The organism is Bradyrhizobium sp. USDA 4502 (assembly GCF_054063355.1).
The window spans coordinates 5900867-5925207 of the sequence record NZ_JBSSGF010000001.1 but is presented as its reverse complement, the minus strand read 5'-3'; the positions used below and the strand labels follow the sequence as shown (position 1 = coordinate 5925207).

Sequence of the window (24341 nt, the reverse complement as noted above, 5' to 3'; positions counted from 1 at the left end):
GTGCATTGCATTTTAGCGATGTGGTGCGTGCGCGATGAGAGACCACACCGCGGCGTCGGCCGCCAAGGTCTCTTCACGATCTCGGTCAACGACGCTAGTCTGATGAGGGGCTAACAAGAAACGCAGGCGGGAGGCCATAATGACCCAACAACAATCCTCCGATCTAGGCTCCCCGGCACTGCCACGCCGCAGGCTCGGCCGCACCGGGCTCGATGTCTCCATTCTCGGCTTCGGCACAGCACCGCTCGGCGACCTGTTCGCACGGCTCGACGACACTGCTGCGATCGCAGCAGCGGAGCGGGCGTTTGCGCTGGGCGTCAACCTGCTGGATTCCTCGCCGCTCTACGGCCATGGCCTCGCCGAACACCGCAGCGGCACCGCGCTGCGCCGCGTGGCGCGCGACGACGTCGTCGTCTGCACCAAGGTCGGGCGCTGGATGGACCCGTTCCACGGCCGCGGCGACGGCTCCAATTTCGCCGGCGGCGCGCCGCATCGCGCGGTGTTCGACTATTCCTATGACGGCACCATGCGCTCGGTGGAGCAGTCGCTGCTGCGGCTCGGCACCGATCGCATCGACCTGCTGCTGATCCACGACGTCGACGTCTGGACCCACGGAGCTGACGCGATCGAGGCGCGGTTTCGCGAGGCGATGGAGGGCGCGTATGTCGCGCTCGACAAGTTGCGTTCCGAGCGCGTGGTCAAGGGCATCGGGATCGGCGTCAACGAGGCCGAGATGTGCGTGCGCTTCGCCAAGGCCGGAACGTTCGACACTATGCTGCTTGCCGGCCGCTACTCGCTGCTCGAGCAACCCGCACTCGCCGAATTCCTGCCGCTGGCGCAAGCAAAGGGCATCGGCATGATGCTCGGTGGCGTCTTCAACTCCGGCATCCTGGCGACCGGCGCGGTTGCCGGCGCCAAGTACAATTACAAGGATGCGCCGCCGGACGTGATGCGGAAGGTGGCGGCGATTGATCGCGTCTGCCGCGCCCACAACGTAGCGCTGCCGACCGCGGCGCTGCATTTCGCGCTCGGCCATCCGGCGGTGGCAAGCCTCGTGCTCGGCGCGCAGACGCCGCAGGAGGTCGAGCGCAACGTCGCCGCGTTGTCGTCGCCCGTGCCTGCCGCGCTGTGGCGCGACCTGAAGAATGAGGGGCTGCTCGACCAGCATGCGCCGGTGCCGGCATGATGCGGATCGACGCCCATCACCATGTCTGGACCCTGGCGCGCGCGGATTACGGCTGGCTGACGCCCGAGCGCGGGCCGATCTACCGCGACTTCGGCCTGGCCGATCTCGCGCCGCATCTCGCCGCGGCTGGGATTGAAGGCACCATCCTGGTGCAGGCCGCACCGACTGAAGCGGAGACCGTATTCCTACTCGATATCGCCAAAGGGACCGAGCAGGTGCGCGGCGTGGTCGGCTGGGTCGACTTCGACGCCGCCGATGCCGCGGCGCGGATCGACGCGTTTGCCGGGCGCGAGCTCCTGGTCGGTCTGCGGCCGATGGTGCAGGACATCGCCGATGACGACTGGCTGCTGCGCCCCGAACTGGCGGCGCCGCTCGAGGCCATGGCGCGGCATGACCTGGTCTTCGACGCGCTGGTGCTGCCGCGCCATTTGCCGCGGCTCATTCAGGTGGTCGATCGCCATCCGGACCTGCAATTCGTGCTCGACCATTTCGGCAAGCCGCACCTTGCGACCGGCGACATCGCAGCCTGGAAGGACGACATCGCAAGCCTCGCCACACGATCCAACGTCGTCTGCAAACTCTCGGGCCTTGCGACCGAGGCGGCACCGAACTGGCAGGTTGCCGATCTCAGCGAGGCCGTGGATCATGCACTGGCATGTTTCGGGCAGCAGCGGATGCTGTGGGGCAGCGACTGGCCCGTCGTCAATCTCGCCGGCGGCTATGCGCACTGGTTCGCGGCGGCGGAGACCTTGCTGGCTGATTTGTCAAGTGACGCTAGGGTCGCGATTTTCGGCGGCAATGCGGCGCGCATCTATTTGTCAAGCCGCGGACGGCCAACATCCCGGAAATAGATTGCGGCCCGCGCCCAATTTGATCCACAGCGCGCCTTGATGAATCAATCCGGGATGGTTCATAAGCGGCCTCCGCGCCATCGGTGATCCGGCGGCGCAACGGAATTTCAGAGAGACGGGCGTGGCAAAGATTCATCATCAGATTGCGCAGGAGCTGGGGGTTCGCGACGAACAGGTCGAGGTGGCGGTGACGCTGCTCGACGGCGGCGCTACGGTGCCGTTCATCGCGCGATACCGCAAGGAGCTCACCGGCGCGCTTGATGACGCCCAGCTGCGCACGCTGGAAGAACGGCTGACGTATTTGCGCGAGCTCGAGGAGCGCCGCACCGCGGTGCTCAATTCGATCCGCGAGCAGGGCAAGCTCGACGCCGCGCTCGAGGCCCAGATCATGGCCGCCGACAGCAAGGGCCGGCTCGAGGACATCTATCTGCCGTACAAGCCGAAGCGTCGCACCAAGGCCGAGATCGCCAAGGAGGCCGGCCTCGAGCCACTCGCCGATCAGCTCCTGACGCAGCCCGAGAGCGATCCGAACGAGGCCGCGACGCCCTTCGTCAATGCCGAGAAGCAGGTCGCCGACGTCGCCGCGGCGCTCGACGGCGCGCGCGCGATCCTGGTCGAGCGCTTCGCCGAAGATGCCGACCTGATCGGCGCGCTGCGCGAGGAGATGTGGTCGAACGGCATCATGGCCTCAACCGTCCGCACCGGGAAGAAGACCGAAGGCGAGAAGTTCAAGGACTATTTCGATTTCTCCGAGCCGCTGCCGAAGTTGCCGTCGCATCGCATCCTGGCGCTGTTCCGCGGCGAGAAGGAAGAGATCCTCGACCTCGCCATCAAGCCGGAGGCGCAGGAGCCGGTCGTAGGCCAGCCCGGCCTCTACGAGCTCAAGATCATGAACCGCTTTGCGATCTCCAACCAGGGCCGCAAGGGCGACAAATGGCTGACCGAGACGGTGCGCTGGGCCTGGCGCACCAAAATCCAGATCCACCTCAACATCGATTTGCGGCTGCGGCTGTGGACGGCGGCCGAGACCGAGGCGGTGCGCGTGTTCGCCTCGAATCTGCGCGACCTCTTGCTCGCGGCGCCGGCCGGCGCGCGCGCCACCATGGGGCTCGATCCCGGGTATCGCACCGGCGTCAAGGTCGCGGTGATCGATGCGACCGGCAAGGTGGTGGCGCATACGGCGATTTTCCCGCACGAGCCGCAGCGGCGCTGGGATGAGGCGCTCGCCATTCTCGGCAAGCTCGCGATCGAGCATGGGGTCGAGCTGATTGCGATCGGCAACGGCACCGCCTCGCGCGAGACCGACAAGCTCGCCGCCGAGCTCGTGAAGCGGCTGCCCGAGCGCAAGATGACCAAGATCGTGGTCTCCGAAGCCGGCGCATCGGTCTACTCGGCCTCGGCCTTCGCCTCGAACGAATTGCCCGACCTCGACGTCACCATTCGCGGCGCGGTCTCGATCGCGCGGCGCCTGCAGGATCCCTTGGCCGAGCTGGTCAAGATCGATCCGAAGGCGATTGGCGTCGGCCAATACCAGCACGATCTCGGCGAGGCCAAGCTCGCCCGCTCGCTCGATGCCGTGGTGGAAGACTGCGTGAACGCGGTCGGCGTCGATGCCAATACCGCCTCGGTGCCGCTGCTCGCGCGGGTGTCGGGCATCGGCCAGGGACTGGCGCAAAGTATCGTGCAGCACCGCGATGCCAACGGCCCGTTCAAGTCGCGCAAGGCGCTGAAGGAGGTGCCGCGGCTCGGCCCGAAGGCGTTCGAGCAGTGCGCCGGCTTCCTGCGTATCAGCAATGGCGAGGATCCGCTCGATTCATCCGGCGTGCATCCGGAAGCCTATCCGGTAGTGCGCCGCATCCTCGAGGCGACCAAGAGCGACATCAAGGCGCTGATCGGCAATGCCGACGTGGTGCGGGGTCTCAAGCCGCAATCCTTCGTCGACGATACATTCGGATTGCCGACCGTCACCGACATTCTGCGCGAGCTGGAAAAGCCCGGCCGCGATCCGCGTCCGGCGTTCAAGGCGGCGGTGTTCAAGGAAGGCGTCGAGGAGGTCAAGGACCTAAAGAAGGGCATGATCCTCGAGGGCACCGTGACCAACGTCGCCGCGTTCGGCGCGTTCGTCGATATCGGCGTGCACCAGGATGGGCTGGTGCACATCTCGGCGATGTCACGGAATTTCATCAAGGACCCGCGCGAGGTCGTGAAGCCCGGCGACATCGTCAAGGTCAAGGTGCTGGACGTCGAGGTCGCGCGCAAGCGCATCGCGCTGACGCTGCGGCTTGACGACGAGATCGGGCCGAAGAAGGACAATGCGGCGCCGTCGCGCGATTTCTCCCGCGGCTCCGGCAAGATGACGTCGTCGGCTCCGCGCCGGCCGCAGGAGCAGTCCGGCGGCGGCGCGCTCGCCGACGCGCTGCGCCGCGCGGCCGAGAAGAACGGACGCGGCAAGCCGACCTGAGCCGCGGAGGAGGGCGGCGAGCCGAGTTCGCCGCCCTGTTCGAAATCGGCCACCTGACGCCTCTGGCTGAGTTGCCTAAGCTGTCCCCGTCATCCTGAGGTGCGAGCTCTTGCGAGCCTCGAAGGATGCACGGCCCCATCTCTGGCCGATTCATCCTTCGAGGCCCGCTCCGCGGGCACCTCAGGATGACGGGGCCGAAGGGGGCCGTCCCGGCTACAACTCTCCGGCAGCAAACCTCGCTAGCGCATCCGCGACGCCCTTGCCGTAAACCGCGTCGGCCTTGCTGCAATTCGCGACGTGCCGTTCCTGGATGTGCTTCGATGCATTGCCGACCTGACGGGCGGTGTTGTCGAACAGGGCCTGCTTTTGCGCGGCATTCATCTTGCGGAACAGGTCGCCCGGCTGCTGCCAGTGGTCGTCATCCACGCGATGATCCCAATGCGCAGCCGCGCCTGACAATTCGAATGGCGGCTCGTTCAGCTGCGGCTGGTCGGTCCACTCACCATGGCTGTTCGGCCAGTAGGTCAGCGTGGCGCCCAGATTGCCGTCGGTGCGCATCGCGCCATCGCGATGATAGCTGTGGAACGGGCATTTCGGCGCGTTGACCGGAATCTGGTGGTGGTTGACGCCGAGCCGGTAGCGCTGCGCGTCGCCATAGGAGAACAGGCGGGCCTGCAGCATCTTGTCCGGCGAATAGCCGATGCCTGGCACGACATTCGCCGGCGTGAACGCCGCCTGCTCGACTTCGGCGAAGAAGTTCTCCGGATTGCGGTTGAGCTCGAAATGCCCGACCTCGATCAGCGGATAATCCGCCTTGGGCCACACCTTGGTCAGATCGAACGGATTAAACGGGAATGCCTTGGCCTGTGCATCCGTCATCACTTGGATAAACAGCGTCCAGCGCGGGAAGTCGCCGCGCTCGATGCTCTGGAACAGGTCGCGCTGGTGGCTCTCGCGGTCCTTGCCGACCAGCGCCTCGGCCTCGGCATCGGTCAGGTTCTGAACGCCCTGCCGGGTGCGGAAATGGAATTTCACCCAGACGCGCTCATTGTCGGCATTGATCATGCTGTAGGTGTGGCTGCCGAAGCCGTGCTGGTGACGGAAGCTTTTCGGGATGCCGCGCTCGCTCATGACGATGGTGACCTGGTGCAGCGCTTCCGGCAGCAGCGTCCAGAAATCCCAGTTCATGTCGGGGTCGCGCACCCCCGTGCGCGGATGCCGCTTGATGGCGTGGTTGAGGTCGATGAAGCGCAAGGGGTCGCGGAAGAAGAACACCGGCGTGTTGTTGCCGACCACGTCCCAATTGCCTTCATCGGTGTAGAATTTCAGCGCGAAGCCGCGAATGTCGCGCTCGGCGTCCGCCGCGCCGCGCTCGCCGGCGACCGTCGAGAACCGCGCGAACATCGGCGTCTGCTTGCCGATCTCCGAGAAGATGCTGGCCTTGGTGTAGCGCGTGATGTCGTGGGTGACGGTGAAGGTGCCGCGCGCGCCGGCGCCCTTGGCATGCATCCGCCGCTCCGGGATCACCTCGCGGTGAAAATGCGCCAGCTTCTCGATCAGCCAGACATCCTGCAGCAATGCGGGTCCGCGCGGCCCTGCCGTCAGGATGTTCACATTATCGGCAACGGGGGCGCCGGAGGCGTGGGTCAGAAACGGTCTTTTGGTCTCGTCGCTCATCGAAAGCTCCTTGCTGAAGGTCAGCACTTCGCCGTCCCGGCGCCCGAGGGGACGCCAGGCGAAAGGCGAATTGCATCGCGGATGGATGACGGCCGGCGAGGAAGGGAGAGCCCGGTGATCGACAAATTGTGAAGCGGGTCTGCGATCCCTCGACGCCGTCGTTGTTCTCCGACAGCTGCAGGATTAAGAACCGCGGCCGATCGATTCAACGAGCGCTATCCGCCGATTCCAGCCAAATGTCCGTCGATCCCGGCCAACGCCATCGTGGCCGCCGGTCCGGGCAACTGCCGCTCGGCATGCCGGCACGCGAATTCTAAATCCGGTGTCAGAATCTGGCGCATTTGTCAGTTGAAGTCGGGCATCGGCTTGCGTCTTCTGATCATGCTCGCGTGCGGCGATACGAGTTCGCCGCGGTCCCAATCAGGGAGGGTTTCATGAAGAACAGGCTTCTCACGTGTCTCACGGCAGCGACGCTCGCTGTCAGCGTTGCGCTTGCACCCGCTGCCCTCGCCAGAGGCGGCGGTGGTGGTGGCGGACATGGCGGAGGTGGCTTCGGTGGCGGCCACGGTGGTGCCATGGGTGCCATGGGTGGTGGCATGCACGGTGGCGGCTTTGGCGGCGGCATGCATGGCGGTGGTTTCGGCGGCGGAATGCGTGGCGGTGGCGCGGCGTTCGCCGCCATGGGCGGCGGCGGGCATTTCGCGGGCGGGCACGTTGGTGGTCCCCGCTTCGTCGGTGCACCGGCAATCGGCCCGCGGTTTGCCGGCGCCGGATTCCGCGGTTCGCGCTTCTTCCATCATGGCGGCTTCTTCCGCCACCACCGCTTCCATCGCTTCGCATTCTTCGGCGCGCCCTATCTCTACGCCGGCTATGACTACGGCTGCTACCGCAGGGTATGGACGGCTTACGGTCTGCAATGGGTCAATGTGTGCGGGGACTATTGGTGATAGCCCAACCAACCGCACCGTTGTCGCGGTCGTCGCCAGACGTTCCATCCTGCCCCGGAATGGGATAGTCTGGCGGCGATCGTCGCGGGGCGGCCGCTCGGAGAGTTTGAGAACTCGGAGAGTTCGACACACCTCGGAGAGTTCAGGAATATGACCGGTGCTCACCGCCGCATTCTCGTCGTCGAGGACGATCCGGAAACCGCGGATCAGCTCGTCGAGGAGCTCACCACCAGCGGTTATGATGTGGATCTGGCGGCGAACGGCCGCGAGGCGCTGAGCCAGGGTGCGGCGCGCGACTATGCCGTGATCACCATCGATCGCATGCTGCCCGACATCGACGGCATCACGGTGATGCGTCAGATGCGCGACGGCGGCATCGCAGTGCCGTTCCTGATCATCAGCGCGCTCGGCGAAATCGACGACCGGGTGCGTGGCTTGCGCGCCGGCGGCGACGACTATCTTGTCAAGCCGTTCTCCTTTGTCGAACTGCTAGCGCGGCTGGAGGCGCTTGGCCGCCGCAGCGAGACCGTTGCAAAGGAGACCATCCTGCGGGTCGGCGATCTCGCGATCGATCTGATTTCGCGGACGGCGAGCCGCCGCGGCCGCAGGATTCCGCTGCTGCCGAAGGAATTCCAGCTGCTCGAATACCTGGCGCGCAACGAGGGCCGCGTGGTGTCGCGCGCCATGCTGCTGCGGCATGTGTGGGACCTGCACTTCGATCCCTCGACCAACATCATCGACGTCTATGTCGGACGTTTGCGCCGCAAGGTCGACGACCAGCAAGCCTATCCGCTGATCCACACGATCCGCGGCATCGGGTACTGCCTCCGTGCTCCTGGCTAAGACCCTCAAGTCGTCGACGTTCCGCCTGGCGTTGATCGCCATCGGTGTCTTCGGCCTGATCGTCTCCGCGATCTTCGCCTATGTCTACTGGTCGACGTTGTCCTATGTGCGCGACAGATCCGACCGCGCGATCATGACCGAGCAGGCGAGCCTCGATGATGCCTATGCGCGGTCCGGCCGCGATGGACTGACCGCGTTGATCGCGCAACGCGTCGCGGACAAGGGCTTTGCCGATCATGTGTATTTGTTGGTCGGTCCCGGATCGACCGTGCTGGCGGGAAATCTCAGACAGTGGCCGGCGGGCGCTGCCGAGAAGGGATGGGCTGAATTTCGTGCCTCCCTGCCACAGCTTTCCTCGGGCCCCTCCCTGCTGCGAGGCGTGACGGAAACCCTGTCAAACGGCGATCGGCTGCTGGTCGGCCATGACATCAGCGATCTCGACGGCTTCATGGCGCAGATCAGGGCCGCCGGCATTGCCGTCGTCGTGCTGATCATCGGGCTTGCGGCTGCTGCCAGCATCGGCGTCACGCGGCGAACCGTCGGCCGGATCGAGTCGATCAATGCGACCAGTCGCGCTATCATGCTCTCCGGCCTCGACCAGCGCATCCCGCTTCGCGGCAGCCATGACGAATGGGATCGCGTCGCCGAGAATCTCAATCTGATGCTGGACCGGATCCAGACCCTGATGGGGGACGTCAAGCAGGTCAGCGAAAATATCGCCCACGACCTGCGCACGCCGCTGACCCGGATGCGCGGCCGGCTCGAGAAGGCCTATCACGCCCCGCGGAGCGGCGAGGGGGATGCTGCGCTGATCGGCGACACCATCGCCGATCTCGACGCGGTGCTCGGGATGTTCGCGTCGATCACGCGGATTTCCGAGATCGAGACGCGAGCCCGCAAGGGTGCGTTTCGCACCGTCAATCTCGTCGAGATCGCCGCCGAGGTGGTCGAGCTCTACGATGCCGCGGCTGAGGAGGTTACCACCCGGCTCGACCTTGCCGGCGATCGGGCGGTGCTGGTCACCGGCGACCGTGACCTGCTGTTCGATGCGATTGCCAATCTCGTCGACAATGCCATCAAGCATGGCCGCCCAGGTGGGCGGGTGACGGTGACCTGCGACAACGATGAGCGAGGCGCGGTGATTTCGATCGCCGATGACGGCCCCGGCATACCCGCCGAGCAGCACGACCGCGTCTTCAAGCGGTTCTACCGGCTCGAGCAGAGCCGCTACACGCCGGGCAACGGCCTCGGCCTCAGCCTGGTCGCGGCGGTCGCGAGCCTGCACGGCGCACGGATCGAAATGCGCGACAATGCGCCGGGATTGTTGTGCAGGCTGGTCTTTCCCGCCGCGGAAACGTAGGGATGGCCGAGGGCGCCTGTGGTTCTACCCCTGGGTGCCGATGCACGGCTCACACCTCAGTCAACACACGTCGTCGTCCTGGCGAAAGCCAGGAGGTGGATTCACATTCGAAGTGCAACACTTGAGCAAAGGACTCGGCAGGCGTGCGGTAGTCAAGGCATTTGCGCGGGGTGTTGTTGTAGACGGCGATGAACTGGCGGAACCTGGCGGTCGAGAGGGTTACGAGATCCGTCTTGCGGGGAATAAAGCGGCGCATCCTGCCGATGGCGTTCTCGATGCCACCCTTCTGCCAGGGGGCATGGGGATCGCAGAAGAAGGTCGCGATCGAGAGGCGGTGCAGCGCCAGGTGACCGGCGAACTCGGTGCCGTTGTCGAAGGTAACGCTCTGGCGCAGCTCTTGTGGAAGGGGCGCGAAGAAGCCCACGAGATGGCGGGCGACACCGCGCGCGACCTTGCTGGCAAGGCGGATGCCGAGCAGCAGCCGCGAGGTGCGCTCGTGCACGGTCAGCACGGCCTGACCGTATTTCGAGAACATCATCAGGTCGGCCTCCCAGTGTCCGGGCACGCTGCGGTCGGCCGCTTCGAGCGGCCGATTTGCCAAGGATACACGGCCTTCGATGAAGCTTGCGGGGCTGCCGCCCCGCTTGCCGCGGCAGCCGCGCTTGCTCTTGGCGCGCGGCAGATAGCGCCGCCAGTTGAAGTCCGTGGTGCGCCTGAGTTGGCCATAGATGAAGCGGTAGATGGTCTCGTGGGAGATCACCTTGCGCCCGTGCTCGCGGGCCAGCCGGCCAGCGACCTGCTCGGGCGACCAGCCGCGGCGAAGGCGTTGCAACACCGCGCGGCGCAGGCCGGGCTCCCGTTCGAGGCGTCCGCCCGTCCAGCGCCGCGCTCGCATCTGGTGCTGGGCATAGCTCGGCTTGTAGCCGACCTGGCTCCCCCGATTGCGCCTCAGTTCCCGCGAGATCGTTGATGGCGAGCGATCCAGAGCTGCCGCGATTTGCCGGACCGAGCTGCCATTGGCCGATAGGCAGGCAATCTCGCATCGGTCGTCCAGAGAGAGCTGCTTGTAAGTCCGCCCCATGGCAACACCTCCTCAAGGAAGTGTTGCACTTCGTTTGTGAACTCAGGGGACCCATCACCCCGAATGACAATTGTGATGCTGCGCTGGGGCCACGATCTCGTTTACATTCAGATTCGGTGGTTATGGGTCCTGGCTTTCGCCAGGACGACGATGTGGTGAGAGCAGGTCAAAACCTCGCTGCCATCTCCACCAGCCGCCGGTGCGCCGCCTCGCGGGCGGCGCGGATCGGTTCGGTGGGCCCGGTGGTCGGGCCGATCGGCACGAAACGCACGTCGCTGATGCCGATGAAGCGCAGCGCCTCGCGCAGATAGGGCGTTGCCATGTCGATGCGGCCGCGGTTCATGCCGGTGACGAAGTCGCTGCCGCTTGCCAGGATCACGACCGTCGGGCGGTCGTTGAACAGCGGCAGATAGCCCTGCGCCGGATCGAAGCGGAAGGCCAGCCCGGGCTGGATGATGACGTCGAGCCATTGCTTAAGCTTGTAGGGAATGCCGAAATTCCACATCGGCGTCGAGATCAGCACGCGATCGGCCAGCGACAGCCGCAGCGCGAGGCGCTCGGCGATTGCGAAGGCGTCGTGCTGCGAACTGGTGAAGCTCTTGCCGCCGATCCGGGCGTATTTGGCCTCGAGCAAATAACCCTCGAATTCCGGCAGCGGTTCGCGCCAGAGGTTCATCGAGTCGATCTCCCAGTCCGGCCGCGCCTGACGGAAGCGATCGAGAAAGGCACGCGCGCCGGCCGCCGATTCCGAATCGGGGCGCGGTGAGCAGTTAAGGTGCAGCAGCTTCGGCACCGCGCCTCCCTAGCCGAGTGCCTTGATCACGGTGTCGGCGTTGGTCACGACGGAGACGTTCTGGAGCGCGAAATTGATCGCGGCGTTGTGCCAGTCGGCATTCATGGTCGAGCAGCAATCCTCCGGCACGATCATGAAATAGCCTTTGTCGGCGCCGGTGCGCGCGGTGTGCTCGACCGACATGTTGGTCCAGGCTCCGGTATTGATAATCATGTCGCGGCCGGTTGCCTTCAGGATGGTCTCGAGCCGCGTGCCTTCCCAGGCGCTCATCCGCATCTTCTCGACCACGAAGTCGCCCGGGCGCGGCTCGAGTCCCGAGACTGGTGCCGCGCCCCAGCTGCCGCGCACCATCGCCTTGCTGTCGACCAACCCCTCGAACAGCGGCGCATTGAGCGTGACGCCGGGCGCGCCCGGCTCGACGACGAACCAGACATGGATGATGACGACGCCGCGCGCTCGCGCAGCCTCGGCCACGCGGCGCACATTCTCGACGACATGCTGCTGGCGGGCGTGTGCGGGCGCACCGGACTCGGCGAACGCGCCGCCGTCCATGATGACGTCGTTCTGCATGTCCTGGATGATCATCGCGCAGCGTTGCGGATCGAGCTGCATCTCACCGGCGGCGAGATTCGGCGCAGGCGTGGACGAAGCGGCACCCGCGCCGCCGCGCTTGCCGCTCATATAGGGTTCGTGGCGGGGGCCGACCTTGGTCGGGATCGCATAGACCGAATGGGTGGCGGTCAGATAGAGCGTGCGGAAGTCGGCGCCGCCCCAGGCGAGGTTGGCGACGAGCTCGGGCAGGCGCACCTTGCCGAGCAGGTCGCCGGCGGGCGAATAGACCCAGACGCCGCCGGGCGCGGTGACCCAGACATTGCCGCGCTGGTCGCACTTCATGCCGTCGGGCAGGCCGGGCTCGAGTTCGGAGCGGATGCCGGAGGCGAACACGCGCGGATTACCGAGCGAGCCGTCTGCCGTGATGTCGAAGGCGCAGATCAGCGCCTGCACGGTGTCGTTGACATAGAGGATGCGCTCGTCGGGCGAGAAGCACAGCCCGTTCGGTTGCTCGAACAGATAGCGGTCGACCAGCAGTTTCGGCGCGCCGCCGCCGGGCGGCACGCGATAGACGCCCTGGAAGCCGAGCTGGCGCGGCCGTTCGACGCCATAGACCGGCATCCGGCCGTACCAGGGATCGGAGAAATAGATCGCACCGGAGGAATGCACACAGACATCGTTCGGACTGTTGAGCTCCTGGTTCTCGTAATGCGAAGCCAGCACCTCGCGCCGCCCGTCGGGCCGCTCGCGGATCAGCGAAGACGTCGCGTGCTCGCAGACGATCAGATTGAGGTCCGCGTCATAGGTCATGCCGTTGCATTTGTTCGATGGCCGCCTGACCTCGACGACGCCGCGCCGCGCATCCCAGCGCCGGCGCACATCGCCCGGCATGTCGGAGAACAGCAGGAAATGATCGGCCGGATGCCAGATCGGTCCCTCCGTGAAATCGAAGCCGGTCCCGACCTGGCCGACCGGCGCGTAGGGATCGATCAGGTCTTCGAACTCGCCGCGCAGCGTGACATGCGTCATCGCCTCGATCCTCTACGCCGGGAACCAGTTGCGCTGCGGCAGGCTCTGCACGACAGGCCCGGGTACCTGGTCATGCAGGCGGCCGACCACCATGCCGCCCTCGATCTTGGCCGGGCGATCGTGCACCGGCAGCAGATAGCGCGAGCTCGAGAGCAGCTTCTTGATCGCGGCCTTCTCGGCGCGCTTGCTGGTGCCGTGGTTGCCGGTGGTGCGCGGCTCGGCGTCGTGGATCTCGTTAAAGGGATTCACGATCTGGTCGTTGAAATCGTAGATCACATCGCCGCAGATCGTCGCGATGCCGTCGGCGGTGTGGACATGGATGTTCATCGAGCCTTCGGTGTGGGCGTTGGCGGCGTCGCAATAGACGCCCGGCATCAGCTCGACCGGGCCGGTGATTTCGAGGTCGAGAAAGCGCAGCGCGCTCTTGGTGTGCAGGCGGTCGATCAGGTGCTTGATGTCCGGCGCCGGATACTGAGGGTGCATCAGGCCGGAGACGGAGTATTCCAGCTCCTTGCGGTTCAGCACGACGGTCGTGTTCATCGGGAACAGATCGTCCTTGCCGGCATGGTCGATGTGCAGGTGGGTGTGACAGACGAAGCGGACGTCGCCCATCCGCACGCCGTGGCGGGCGAGCTGGTTCTCGATCATGTTCTCGTGGAACTGGAGCCCGCGCATGCCGAGCGTCTCCATGATCTGGTTGGAGCGATAGCCGGTGTCGACCAGCACGGGGTAGGGGCCGCCGAGGATCAGGAAGCCGAGCGTCAGCACGCGGCGAGTGCGGCCGCAATTGTGCCCGAGCACGAGGAAGCTCGATTCCAGCTCGATATCGCCATAGTCCAGAATCTTGATCTCTAGCGGCATCTGTCTCCCTCCCAATTCGTGTTCGTTGTTATGTTCGACCCCGCGGTGCGGCTATGGCTGTAGCCGATAGACCCGCGCCGCCGTCGTGCTGAAGATCGCATCGCGCTGTTCGGGGCTCAGCCGCCCGGCGGCCGCTTTGAAAGCGGCGATGAGTTCGCGGTAGCTGGTCCACAGCTTCTCGATCGGAAAGTTCGAGCCGAACAGGCAGCGGTCGGCGCCGAAGATCGCGACGGTATCGGTCACCACGCCGGCGATATGCGCGGCATCGTTGCGATGGATGAAGGTGCCGAGCCCGGACAATTTCGACACCACGTTCGGGCATCGCGCGAGCCGCGTCATCCCGGTGCGCCAGGCGGCGCGGCCCTGCGGCGACAGATCCTCCAGCATGCCGGCATGCTGCAGGATGAAGGTCACGTCAGGGCAGGCCTCCGCAAGGCCGGCCGCATCGGCCATCTGCGACGCGAACACCTGCAGGTCAAAACTCCAGCCATAGTCGGCGAGGTGGCCGACATTGCGCCGGATCACGGGGTCGGTGCAGAGATCGGCACGGGCGGCGAAGCGATAGAGCGGATTCTCGTGCCAGTGCAGCTGCATGCGCACGCCGCGCACCAGCGGATAGTGCTTCAACCGATCGAGTTGCGGCCGGACGTCGGCGACGGAAAAATCGGCATAGGCGACGAGGGCGTGCGGCCAGCCGTGCTGGCCCGCGGTCTGCTGCACCCAGGCCGCCTCGTCCTCGAACTGGCCGTTCGGCCAGTTGGTCTGGACATAGACCGAGCGGGTGACGCCGGTGCCCTTGAGGTCGTCCAGATACTCCTCGATCGGATAGTCACGGCGGATCGGCTCGTAGGGGCCGAAGATGCGCGGCTGCATCGGGCCGGACAGCCAGGCGAGATCGGCCTGCCGCCAGATGTGATGATGTCCGTCGACAACGCCAGTCACGCGGCTCTCCTTGTTCCAAGCGACAGCAGATGCGCGACGACAGCCGCGCTGGATCCGCCGTCCACGAGATCGTCGACAAAGCGCTGGATCGCGATCAGCGCCTCGGTTTGCGGCGTGAAGTCGGGCGAGGTTGCGAGCGGCGTCAGCCAGCTGAGGCGCCAGGCCCGCCGCGACAGTTTTGCCACGGCATCGCGCAGCGCAGCCGGATCGCCGCGTTCCAGGCCGTCGGAGACGATCACGACCGCGGCGCCGCGGGCATATCCGCCGAACCGGGGCACGGCGAGGAACGCCTGCAGCGCATCGCCGATCCTCGTGCCGCCGTCCCAGTCGCTGACCAGGAAGGACGCCGCGTTCAGCGCCTGCTCGCGCCGCTTCAACCGCAGCGCCGGCGTGACGCGGGTCAGTCTTGTGCCGAAGGTGAAGACCTCGACATTGCCCGCCGCCTGCACCAGCACATGCGCGAGCTTCATGTTCTCCTCGGTGCGCGCCTTCATCGAGCCGGAGACGTCGATCAGGAACAGGATCCTGCGCGGGCGCTGGCGGCGGCGCATCCGCCCGAGCCGCAGCACCTCGCCGTCATTGCGCACGCTGTCGCGCAGCGTGCGGCGCAGATCGGCGAACGGGCCGCTCCGTGCGCGACGGCGCCGGTGGCCGCGCCGTCGGGGAAGTCGCCTTGCCGCCTCGCGCGACAGTTTTCGCAGCGGATCGCTGGTCACGGCCTGTGCAAAGCGGCGCTCGACCAATGCCTCGGCGCGCGCCGCGGTGAGGCCGGACTCATTGGCCTCGTCGGCAAGCGGCGGCTCGTCCTCGCCGCGGCCTTCCTCCTGCAGGCGAACGGTCTCTTCGTCCTCACCCTCGGCCTGCTCGATCGCCTCGGCGCCGCGGAAGTGGATGTCGAACAGCCGGTCATACGTCGCCCGGCACTGGGGCGGCGGCGCCAATGTCGCGAGCCCGGCCAGGCGGATGTGCTCCAGGCTGCGCGGACCGAGCAGCTCGATTGCCGCGAGGAAGCTCGTCGTCTGCTCCGGCGCAACCGAAAAGCCGTTGGCGCGCAGCAGCGCGACGAACGAAACAAATATCCGCGCGGCGCGCGGCAGCTGCAGGTCGTCGTTCACGCGGCCGCCTCCGCGATGATCGCATCGAGCCGCGGTGAAATGAAATGCAGATCCTCCTCGTCCTTCAGCGCGACGCCGATCGAGCGCTTGAACGCGTCCGGCCAGCGCGCGCCGCCCTTGTTGAGCAGGGTCGCGGCCTCCGCCCAGTCGACCGCCTCGGCGATCCCGGGCGCCTTGCTCAGCGGCTCGCGGCGTAGCCGGCCGACGGCGGCGACCACCGCGCGGGCGGTGGCCTCGGCGACGCTGGAGGCGCGCATCATCACGATGCGTGCCTCGCGCTCGGCATTCGGATAATCGATCCAGTGGTAGACGCAGCGCCGCCGCAGCGCCTCGTGCAGATCGCGCGTCCGGTTTGAGGTCAGCACCACGACGGGATGCTCGGCAGCGCGCACCGTGCCGCGCTCGGGGATCGAGATCTGGAAGTCGGAGAGGAATTCGAGCAGGAAGGCCTCGAACTCCTGATCGGCGCGGTCGATTTCGTCGATCAGCAGCACCGTCGCGTCGGGCGCGCGCAGCGCGGCCAGCATCGGACGCTCGATCAGGAAGGCGTCGCCGTAGATGTCGATGCTCTCCTCGCCGGCCTGCCGGATCGCCAGCATCTGGCGCGGGTAGTTCCACTCGTAGAGGGCCGCGGCGGCGTCGATGCCTTCGTAGCATTGCAGGCGGATCAGCCTGCGGCCGAGCACGGCGGCGATCGCTTTTGCAGCTTCGGTCTTGCCGACACCCGGCGCGCCCTCGAGTAACAGCGGCTTGCCCAGCGCAAGCGAGAGATAGGAGGCGGTCGCGATGCCGTCGTCGGCGAGGTAATAGGCCGCGCGCAGCGCCTTTTCCAGCGCCTCTGGGCTGTCGATGCCGACGATTTTGCTGCGGACCGGCATGGAGAAACCTCAGCGCCGTGGCTGCGGCCGCGCGCCGCCCTGCGCCTTGATCGCGCGGAGCACCTTCTCCGGCGTGATCGGCAGATCGTCGATCCGCACCCCAACCGCGTTGAAGATCGCATTGGCGACCGCGGGAAGCACCGGATTGGCGCACATCTCGCCCGGTCCCTTGGCGCCGAACGGACCGTCGGGCGCCGGGCGTTCCAGCACCGCGATGTCGTGCGGGCAGATGTCGCCCGGACCCGGCATCAGATATTCGACGAAGTCGCGCGGACCGTGCACCGGCTCCGGATAATAAGGCTCCGGCGTCTCGTAGAGCGCGTGGCTGACGCCCATCCAGGCGCCGCCGACCAGCTGCTGCTCGACCAGCCGTGGATTGAGCGCGCGGCCGAGTTCATAGGCGGAGTCCATCCGGACCATGTCGACCTCGCCGGTCTCGTCGTCGACCTCGACCTCGGCAACCAGGCAGGCATGCGCGTAGCATGTCGCCGGCGACATCTCGCCGGTCTCGGGGTCGACGTCGGACAGCGGCACCAGGAAGATACCGCGGCCGGAGATCGTCTTGCCCTGCTTGAACTGCGCGGCGATGGCGACGTCCTTGGTGGAGATCGAGCGATGCGGCGCGCCCTTGACGTGGATGTTGCCGCGGCCGTCGGTCTCGAGATCGGCGGCATTCACTTCGAGCTCTTCGGCCGCCGCCTCCATCATCACACCGCGCGCCTCGCGCGCCGCCGCCATCACGGCGTTGCCGACGCGATGCGTGCCGCGCGAGGCGAACGAGCCCATGCAGTGCGGGCCGGTGTCGGAATCCGCGGTGTCGACATAGACGTCCTCGACCGGCACGCCGAGCGTCTCGGCGCAGATCTGCCGCGTCACCGACTTCATGCCCTGGCCGAGGTCGATCGAGGACAGCGCCACGGTGAACTTGCCGCTCGGGTTGGAATGCACCAGCGCCTGGCTGGGATCGCCGCCGAGGTTCATGCCGATGGGATAGTTGACCGACGCGATGCCGCGTCCGCGATGCCGGGTCATGGTCAGCGCCTCCTGGTACCGAAGACGGAAGAGAAGCGGGTGGCGCCGTGCGACGGCGCGCCCGGCCGCGGCGGCGGAGACGACGGTGGCGGCGAAGAGGGCGGCGGTGGCGGCGGCTCGCGGGTCGCGGCCGGCGCGCGGTCATACGTCGTGCGCTGCTGGGATGGTGAGGCCGGCGGTGCATGCGGCTCGCGCGGGGTCGGCGTCACGGCGGCTCGCGCGCCGCCACCATCCTTGCGCGACGACATCCGCTTGAAGTCTTCGCGGAGCGGCCACTTGGCCTTCTCCGCTGCGACCTGCACGCATTCGATCAGCGCGGTGTTCTTGGCCTCGCGGCGGTGCGCCTTCATGTCGCCGTCGCGATACGCATTGAGGATCCGGAACTCCATCGGGTCCATGCCGACGAGATGGGCGAGCTTGTCCATCTGGCATTCGATGGCGAAATCCATCGCGGTGACGCCAAAGCCGCGCATCGCGGTCGCGGGCGTCCGGTTGGTGAAGACGCAGTAGACGTCGCCATGAACGTTCGGGATCGTGTAGGGGCCGGGCAGATGGGCGGCGCATTTCACCGCCGCATAGCTCGACAGCCGCGTATAGGCGCCACTGTCGAAATAGGCGCGCACCTTGCGGGCGACAACGCGGCCGTCGCGCATCACGCCATCCTTGATGTAGATCCGCTCGGCGCCACGCGGCGGCCCGTATTGCATCTCCTCCTCGCGCCCGAACACGTAGCGCACCGGGCGACCGGTCAGCATCGCGCCGAGGATGCAGAGCGGTTCGGTCAGCGTATCGACCTTGCCGCCGAAGCCGCCGCCGACCGTGCCGCCGATGAAATGGAAGGTGTTGGACGGCACGTCGAGGATCTTCGCGCAGGTGTCGACCGAGAAGAACAGCGCCTGCGTCGAGGTGTAGACGATGTAGCGGCCGTTGGTGTCGGGAGCTGCGATCGAGCCGTTGGTTTCGGTCGGCGCGTGCTCGATCGGCGACATCTGGTAGCGCTGTTCCAGCACATGGTCGGCCGTCGCGAGCGCGCGGTCGGCGTCGCCGAAGCGCAGCTGCTGGTGATCATAGGTCTCGTGATAGGTGAAGGTGTTCTTGGGATAGACCTCGTTGACCACGGGCGCGCCCGCCTTCAGCGCGTCCTCGACATCGAACACCGCCGGCAGCGGCTCATAGTCGATCTTGACCTTTGCGATGGCCTCATAGGCCTCGCGCGGGCTGTCGGCGACGATCGCGACGATGGGTTCGCCCTTGTAGCGCACCTTGTCGACCGCGAGCGAGGGCTCGTCGTCCTTGCCGAAATTGATCAGGCTGAGCAGCGTGTTCAGGTTGCGCGGCACGTCGGAGGCGCGGATCACGCGCCGGACCCCCTGCGACCGCTCGGCCTCCGAGGTGTCGATGCGGCGGAGTCTTGCGTGGGGATGCGCGCTGCGCACCACCTTCAGATGCAGCATGCCCTGCAGCTTGTGGTCATCGAAATAGGACGAGGTGCCGGTGACATGGCCGAGCATATCCTGGCGCTGCGTGCCTTTGCCGATCTCCTTCAGATTGTCGTCGCGCTCGTCGGCGAAGATGTCCTTGCGCAATTCCAGCATGGCACTATTCCCTTACGCACGCGCCCGGCCGCCGGAAGCGGCTGATAGCACGGCGTTGATGATCGGCTCGTAGCCGGTGCAGCGGCAGATGTTGCCGGAGATCGCCTCGACCACTTCGGCGCGGCTCGGCTGCGGATTGCGGTCGAGCAGCGCCTTCGCGGCCATCAGCATGCCCGGCGTGCAGTAGCCGCACTGCGCGGCGAAATTGTCGGCGAACGCGCGCTGCAGCGGGTGCAGATTGGGGCCGTCCTTGACGCCGTCGAGCGTCTCGACCGAGCGGCCGGCGACCGTTTCGGCGAGCGTCAGGCAGGAGAGATGCAGCTCGCCGTCGATCAGCACGCTGCAGGTGCCGCAGCCGCCCTGGCCGCAGCCGAACTTCGGCGTCATGTCGCCGATCAGTTCGCGGAGCGCGACCAGAAGGTTGGTGCCGCCGTCGACGAAGATCGCGACGTCACGGCCGTTATGCTGGAATTGAAGGGCAGTCTTGGCCATCACGATTTATTCCTGACCGGACAACAGACGACGTAGATGCACGCCGACGATCTCGCGGCGATACCAGGCGCTGGCGAGCGCATTGTCGCCGGGTGACGTTCCCTCAACGGCTGCCGCAGCAGCTGCGCTGATGGTGGAGGCGTCGAGCGCGCGGCCTTCGAGCGCGCGCTCGACGGCACGGGCGCGGATCGGCGTCGGCGCCATCGAGCCAAGCGCGACGCGGGCGCCGACGATGCGGCTGCCGTTAACGGGCAGGTGCGCCGCGAGCGTGATCACCGCGCCGCCGTTGGGCTTGATCCGCGCGATCTTGCGGTAGCGGAGGGCCTCAGTGCTGCCGGGTCTGGCAAAGGAGATCGCCAGCACCAGCGATCCGGCCTGCCGGTCGCGCGATTGCAGGAACTCCTCGATCGGGATCTCGCGCCCTCCGAGGCCGCCCTGGACGGACACGGTGGCATCAAGCGCGAGCATCGCGACCGTGAAGTCGCCATACGGCACTGGCGCGAACAGATTGCCGCCGACGGTACCCATGTTGCGCACCGCCGGCCCGCCGATCGAGCGCGCCGGGGCGTGCAGGAAGGCGAGGTCGCGTTCGGCCAGGATGCGGGCGAAGGTGACGCCGGCGCCGAGCGTGATGCGCGAGCCGGTGGCATCGATCCGTGTCATAGCATGGTCGCTGGCGCGCACGATGGTCGAGATCGAGATGTCGCCCTCGTTCAGCGCCCGCATCACCAGCGTGCCGCCGCCGAGATAGCGGGCGCTGCGATCCGAGGACAGCGCCGCCGCGGCGTCATGGGTGCTGGTGAAGGTCTTCACCGTAATTGGCATGATGGTGCTCTCCGCTTACGCGGCCTCCTTCAGATGCCGGCGGATGGCGTCGAAGCCGGCCTGGTAGATGTCTTCCGAAACCATCTGCGTGATGCGCTCGCTGTCTTCGGTCCGCGTCGTGAAGCGCGACTCCCAGTGCCAGAAAGTGCGGTCACCATCGGTGACCGGCAGCAGGCGGACATGCGCCATGTAATTGAACATCGGGATCGGCGTATCGAGCAGGCAGTAGCTGAACGATTGCTCAAGATCGGACAGCGCCAGCAATTGCTCGCGCAGCTCGGCGCCGTCCTTCAGCTTGAAGCGCCTGACGCAGCCGATCTTGTCGGACGGCTGTGCGCGCTCGATGCCGCTGGTTGCGACCGCTGGATGCCAGCGGTCATGGCCGTTGAAATCGCGCAGCACGGCCCACACCGCATCGGTCGGTGCATCCAGGATCGTGCTCTTGACGATATGCGGCACGGCCTATCCCCCGAACGCCCGTTTCAGCGCGTCGAAGCCACCCTGGAACACGCCGCCGCCGATGTTGTTGACGAGCTCCGCCTCGCGTTCCGGCGCGCAGTCGAATTCGGCGGTCCATTCCAGGAAGGTCTGGTCGCCGTCGGTGACCGGCGTGAGCCGCAAGGTCGCGACGTAGTTCTCGACGCCCATCGGCGATTCCAGGATCGAATAGGTGCAGAACATGTCGTAGTCGGACAGGCCGAGCAGCTTCTCGCGGATGCGATCGCCGTTGCGCAGCCGGAAATCCCTGACGCAGCCGATCTTGTCGGAGGGCTCGCCGCCCTCGATCCGGCTTTCGGCGATCGCGGGATGCCAGTTCGGCAGCCCGTTGAAATCGCGGACGCGGGCCCAGACCCGGTCGTTGCGGGCGTTGACGACGGTGGAGACGTAAACCCGTGCCATGGCGTCAGCTCAGTCCTTCTTGCGCGGCGTGCGCTCAGGGCGCGCCGGCTCGCCGCCGCCCTCGGGCGCCGCCGGCTTGGCCTCGCCGCCGCTCTTGCGCGCGGAGTCCTTGATGCCTTGCATGTCGCGGGCTTCGCGGATCAGGCCGGGCATCTTGGCGAGGCTGCCGCCCTCGACGCCGATATCCGAGAGGATCGAGTCGATCAGCGGCGCCTGCACGCGGTAGCGCAGCGCCGAGTCGATCACCTCGTCGGTGGCGCTGCGGCCGGTGCCGTTGCCATGGCCATTGCCGTTGAGGCCGTCGACCTGGAGGATGCGGATGCCCTCGATCTTCTCCATCGGCTTGACGCTCTCGCGGACGATGCCCTCGATGCGGTCGAGCAGCTTGCGGCGGAACAGCGAGTAGCGCGCCTGATCGGTCAGCACGTTCTCGGCCTCGTTAAGCAGACGCTGCGCCTCGGCCTCGACCGTGGCACGGACCCGTTCGGCCCCGGCTGCGATCCTGGTTTCCTCGGCCTGCTTTTCGGCGAGCAGCACCTCGACGGTCTTGCGCCGCTTTGCGATCTCGCTTTCGCGCGCGGTGACGACGCGTTCGGCCGCTTCGGTGGCGTGGATCCGGGCGTCCTCGGCCGCGGCGCGCGCCGCGGATTCTTCCAGTGATTTCTGATGCAGTGCGATGGCCTTTTCCATCAGCGCGGTCTCGACATCCTTCTCGCGGTTGACCTCGAGCTTGCGCAGCTCGCGCTCGCGGCCGATGCGGGCCTCGTCGAGGCCACGGTCGGAGGCGATGCGGGCGCGCTCGACCTCCTCGCGGGCGCCGATCTCGGCCTCCTGCAGCGACTGGTTGCGGGCGACCTCGAGCTGCTCGATCGCACGGCGCCGCTCGATCCGAGCCGCCTCCAGCGCCTGCTCGCGCGAGACGTCGGTGGTGTCGATGTCCTTGCGTGCCACAATTTCGGCCTGCCGGACCTGCCGGTCGGCATCAATCCGCTCGGAGCGCTTGGCGGCGAGCGCGATCACGCGCTCCTCGTCGGCGAGCTCGATCGCCTTCTTCTGGTCGATGTTGAGCACCTCGCGGGTCCTGGAGGAGGCGATCCGCTCGCTCTCCAGCGTCAGCTCGACATCGATGCGCTGCCGCTCGATGGCGTCGCGGCGCTTCAACTCAGCGGCCTCGATCGCCTCGGTGCGCGCGATCTCGAGCCCGCGGGTTTCGCGCTCGGCGCGGATGCGCTGCGCGGCGACCGACTTCTCCTGCGAGATCCGCGCCGCCTCGATCGCCTCGCGGGAGGCGATATCGGCTTCCTCGATCGCGCGGGTGCGGGCGATCTCAAGCGCCCGGACGTGCTCTTCCTGGGCGATCCGCGACGCTTCGGTGGCTTCGCGGGCACTGATCCCGGCGATCTCGACCGCCTGGTTGCGCTCGATCTCGAGCTTGCGCGTGGTGTGGTCGGCGGCGATGCGCTCGGCGGCCAGCATCTTCTCGCGCGCGATGCGGGCGGCCTCGACCGCCTTCTGCGCCTCAATCTCGGCTTCCTGGATGGTGCGGACCTGCTGGATTTCCAGCGCGCGGGTGCGCTCGTCCGAGGAGATGCGCTCGACATTGACCGTCATGGTCTGGGCGATGCGCGCCTTCTCGGTGGCCTCGCGCGCGGCGATCTCGGCCTCGTCGACCGCGCGGGTGCGCTCGATCTCGCGGCGCCGGGTCTCCTCCTCATTGGCGATGCGGGCATCGGTGACGACGCGGTCCTGCTGGATCCGGGCCTTCTCGATCGCCTCGCGAGCGGCGATCTCGGCTTCCTCGACCGTGCGCATCCGCTCGATCTCGCGCTGGCGCACCTCGCGCTCGGAGGCGATGCGGGTGGTGTCGACCGAGCGCTGGTTGGCGATCCGGACCTTCTCGATCTCCTCGCGCGCCAGCAGCTCCTTCTCTTCGACCGCCCGCGTCCGCTCGATCTCCTTGTGCCGGGTCTCGCGCTCCGAGGCGATGCGTGCTTCGGTGATCGCCTGCTCGTTGGCGATGCGCGCTTTCTCGATGGCTTCGCGCGCCGCAATCTGGGCCTGCTCCGACTCGGTCTCACGCAGCGCGCGCTCGCGGGCGACTTCGGTGCGCTGCAGGGCGCGGCGCATCTCGATGTCGCGTTCCTGCTCGAGGCGGGCGGTCTCGCTTTCGCGCTCGATCTCCAGCGCCTGCCGCTCGGCCTCGAGATTGCGGGAGCGGATCTTGATCATCGAGTCCTGCTCGATGTCGTTGCGCAGCTTGCGCTTGGCCTCGATGTCCTCCATCAGGCGGGTCAAGCCTTCGGCGTCGAAGCGGTTCGAGGGATTGAAATATTCGAGGTCGGTCTGATCGAGATCGGTGATCGCGACCGACTCCAGTTCGAGGCCATTCTGCGCCAGTGCTTCGGCGGCATTGGCCTTGACGCGCGCCACATAGTCGCCGCGCTGCTCGTGCATCTGCTCCATCGTCATCTCGGAGGCGACTGAGCGGATCGCGGAGATGAATTTGCCGGAGAGCAGGGTGTGGAGCTGCTCGGGCTCCATGGTGCGGCGGCCGAGCGTGGCGGCAGCGATCGAGACCGCTTCGCGGGTCGGCTGAACCCGGACGTAGAAATCGGCCTCGATGTCGACGCGCATGCGGTCGCGGGTGATCACCGCGTCCTGCCTGGAGCGCACGATCCCCATCGGCAGCACGTTCATGTTGACCGGCGTGTAGTCGTGGATGAAGGGCAGCACGAAGGCGCCGCCATTGATCACCACGCGCTCGCCGAGGAAACCGGTGCGGACGAAGGAGACCTCCTTCGACGAGCGGTGATACAGCCAGTTCACGACATAGACGATGATGACGATCGCGACGATTGCGACGATGAGCCAGAGGATCAATTCACCGACCAGCATCCCCGACATCTCTTCCTCCCTTGGTC

21 protein-coding genes are annotated in these 24341 nt (G+C 66.7%); 6 read left to right on the top strand and 15 right to left on the bottom strand.

The window, feature by feature from the left end:
• The first annotated feature begins 139 nt into the window (after positions 1 to 139).
• From ACVW1B_RS27610 to ACVW1B_RS27600, 3 genes are all read left to right on the top strand, one after another.
• Entirely contained in the window at positions 140 to 1186 is a 1047-nt protein-coding gene (locus tag ACVW1B_RS27610; RefSeq protein WP_456822511.1) for an aldo/keto reductase, read from the top strand.
• On the top strand, positions 1183 to 2037 hold the full coding sequence (locus tag ACVW1B_RS27605; RefSeq protein ID WP_456822510.1) for an amidohydrolase family protein: 855 nt from the start codon (positions 1183 to 1185) through the stop codon (positions 2035 to 2037). Before ACVW1B_RS27610 ends, ACVW1B_RS27605 begins: the two co-directional genes overlap by 4 nt.
• A 121-nt stretch (positions 2038 to 2158) precedes the next feature.
• Complete coding sequence (locus ACVW1B_RS27600; RefSeq protein WP_456822509.1) at positions 2159 to 4498, top strand: Tex family protein; 2340 nt, start codon at positions 2159 to 2161, stop codon at positions 4496 to 4498.
• A gap of 213 nt (positions 4499 to 4711) precedes the next feature.
• Here the strand turns inward: ACVW1B_RS27600 and ACVW1B_RS27595 are convergent, their stop codons facing one another.
• A complete protein-coding gene (locus tag ACVW1B_RS27595) occupies positions 4712 to 6175 on the bottom strand; it encodes a catalase (protein ID WP_456822508.1) in 1464 nt (487 codons plus the stop codon).
• A gap of 434 nt (positions 6176 to 6609) precedes the next feature.
• Between ACVW1B_RS27595 and ACVW1B_RS27590 the strand changes: the two genes are divergently transcribed.
• From ACVW1B_RS27590 to ACVW1B_RS27580, 3 genes are all read left to right on the top strand, one after another.
• Positions 6610 to 7122 (top strand): hypothetical protein, encoded by a 513-nt coding sequence (locus tag ACVW1B_RS27590; RefSeq protein ID WP_283068511.1) that lies wholly within the window; start codon positions 6610 to 6612, stop codon positions 7120 to 7122.
• A gap of 150 nt (positions 7123 to 7272) precedes the next feature.
• Complete coding sequence (locus tag ACVW1B_RS27585) at positions 7273 to 7965, top strand: response regulator transcription factor (protein WP_028333329.1); 693 nt, start codon at positions 7273 to 7275, stop codon at positions 7963 to 7965.
• A complete protein-coding gene (locus tag ACVW1B_RS27580) occupies positions 7952 to 9325 on the top strand; it encodes a sensor histidine kinase (protein ID WP_456822507.1) in 1374 nt (457 codons plus the stop codon). Before ACVW1B_RS27585 ends, ACVW1B_RS27580 begins: the two co-directional genes overlap by 14 nt.
• A 49-nt stretch (positions 9326 to 9374) precedes the next feature.
• Here the strand turns inward: ACVW1B_RS27580 and ACVW1B_RS27575 are convergent, their stop codons facing one another.
• The 14 genes from ACVW1B_RS27575 to ACVW1B_RS27510 all read right to left on the bottom strand — a co-directional run bounded on the left by ACVW1B_RS27575 (position 9375) and on the right by ACVW1B_RS27510 (position 24324).
• Positions 9375 to 10406, bottom strand: coding sequence for an IS30 family transposase (locus tag ACVW1B_RS27575; RefSeq protein ID WP_456822506.1), 1032 nt, complete (start codon positions 10404 to 10406; stop codon positions 9375 to 9377).
• Between the two features lie 166 nt (positions 10407 to 10572).
• Positions 10573 to 11199, bottom strand: coding sequence for an FMN-dependent NADH-azoreductase (locus ACVW1B_RS27570; RefSeq protein WP_456822505.1), 627 nt, complete (start codon positions 11197 to 11199; stop codon positions 10573 to 10575).
• Between the two features lie 9 nt (positions 11200 to 11208).
• Positions 11209 to 12780 (bottom strand): isochorismatase family protein, encoded by a 1572-nt coding sequence (locus tag ACVW1B_RS27565; RefSeq protein WP_456822504.1) that lies wholly within the window; start codon positions 12778 to 12780, stop codon positions 11209 to 11211.
• Between the two features lie 12 nt (positions 12781 to 12792).
• Positions 12793 to 13641: an MBL fold metallo-hydrolase gene (locus ACVW1B_RS27560; RefSeq protein ID WP_026193286.1), complete on the bottom strand. Its 849-nt coding sequence runs from the start codon at positions 13639 to 13641 to the stop codon at positions 12793 to 12795.
• A 51-nt stretch (positions 13642 to 13692) separates the two neighbouring features.
• Complete coding sequence (locus ACVW1B_RS27555) at positions 13693 to 14583, bottom strand: amidohydrolase family protein (protein ID WP_456822503.1); 891 nt, start codon at positions 14581 to 14583, stop codon at positions 13693 to 13695.
• Positions 14580 to 15698, bottom strand: coding sequence for a vWA domain-containing protein (locus tag ACVW1B_RS27550; protein ID WP_456822502.1), 1119 nt, complete (start codon positions 15696 to 15698; stop codon positions 14580 to 14582). Before ACVW1B_RS27550 ends, ACVW1B_RS27555 begins: the two co-directional genes overlap by 4 nt.
• Positions 15695 to 16576: an AAA family ATPase gene (locus ACVW1B_RS27545; protein WP_456822501.1), complete on the bottom strand. Its 882-nt coding sequence runs from the start codon at positions 16574 to 16576 to the stop codon at positions 15695 to 15697. The genes ACVW1B_RS27550 and ACVW1B_RS27545 overlap by 4 nt, the downstream gene beginning before the upstream one ends.
• A 9-nt stretch (positions 16577 to 16585) precedes the next feature.
• Complete coding sequence (locus ACVW1B_RS27540) at positions 16586 to 17608, bottom strand: xanthine dehydrogenase family protein molybdopterin-binding subunit (protein ID WP_028333322.1); 1023 nt, start codon at positions 17606 to 17608, stop codon at positions 16586 to 16588.
• A 2-nt stretch (positions 17609 to 17610) separates the two neighbouring features.
• The gene (locus ACVW1B_RS27535; RefSeq protein ID WP_456822500.1) at positions 17611 to 19203 is read right to left on the bottom strand and encodes a xanthine dehydrogenase family protein molybdopterin-binding subunit; all 1593 of its coding nucleotides are present in this window, start codon (positions 19201 to 19203) and stop codon (positions 17611 to 17613) included.
• 12 nt (positions 19204 to 19215) lie between these two features.
• Entirely contained in the window at positions 19216 to 19695 is a 480-nt protein-coding gene (locus ACVW1B_RS27530) for a (2Fe-2S)-binding protein (protein ID WP_141343042.1), read from the bottom strand.
• A 6-nt stretch (positions 19696 to 19701) separates the two neighbouring features.
• The gene (locus ACVW1B_RS27525) at positions 19702 to 20520 is read right to left on the bottom strand and encodes an FAD binding domain-containing protein (RefSeq protein ID WP_253607026.1); all 819 of its coding nucleotides are present in this window, start codon (positions 20518 to 20520) and stop codon (positions 19702 to 19704) included.
• Positions 20521 to 20535: 15 nt separating this feature from the next.
• Positions 20536 to 20979, bottom strand: a complete 444-nt coding sequence (locus tag ACVW1B_RS27520) for an SRPBCC family protein (protein ID WP_253607027.1) — start codon at positions 20977 to 20979, stop codon at positions 20536 to 20538.
• A 3-nt stretch (positions 20980 to 20982) separates the two neighbouring features.
• Positions 20983 to 21420 (bottom strand): SRPBCC family protein, encoded by a 438-nt coding sequence (locus ACVW1B_RS27515; protein WP_016847814.1) that lies wholly within the window; start codon positions 21418 to 21420, stop codon positions 20983 to 20985.
• Between the two features lie 9 nt (positions 21421 to 21429).
• Positions 21430 to 24324 (bottom strand): flotillin family protein, encoded by a 2895-nt coding sequence (locus ACVW1B_RS27510; protein ID WP_253607029.1) that lies wholly within the window; start codon positions 24322 to 24324, stop codon positions 21430 to 21432.
• Positions 24325 to 24341: the final 17 nt, after the last annotated feature.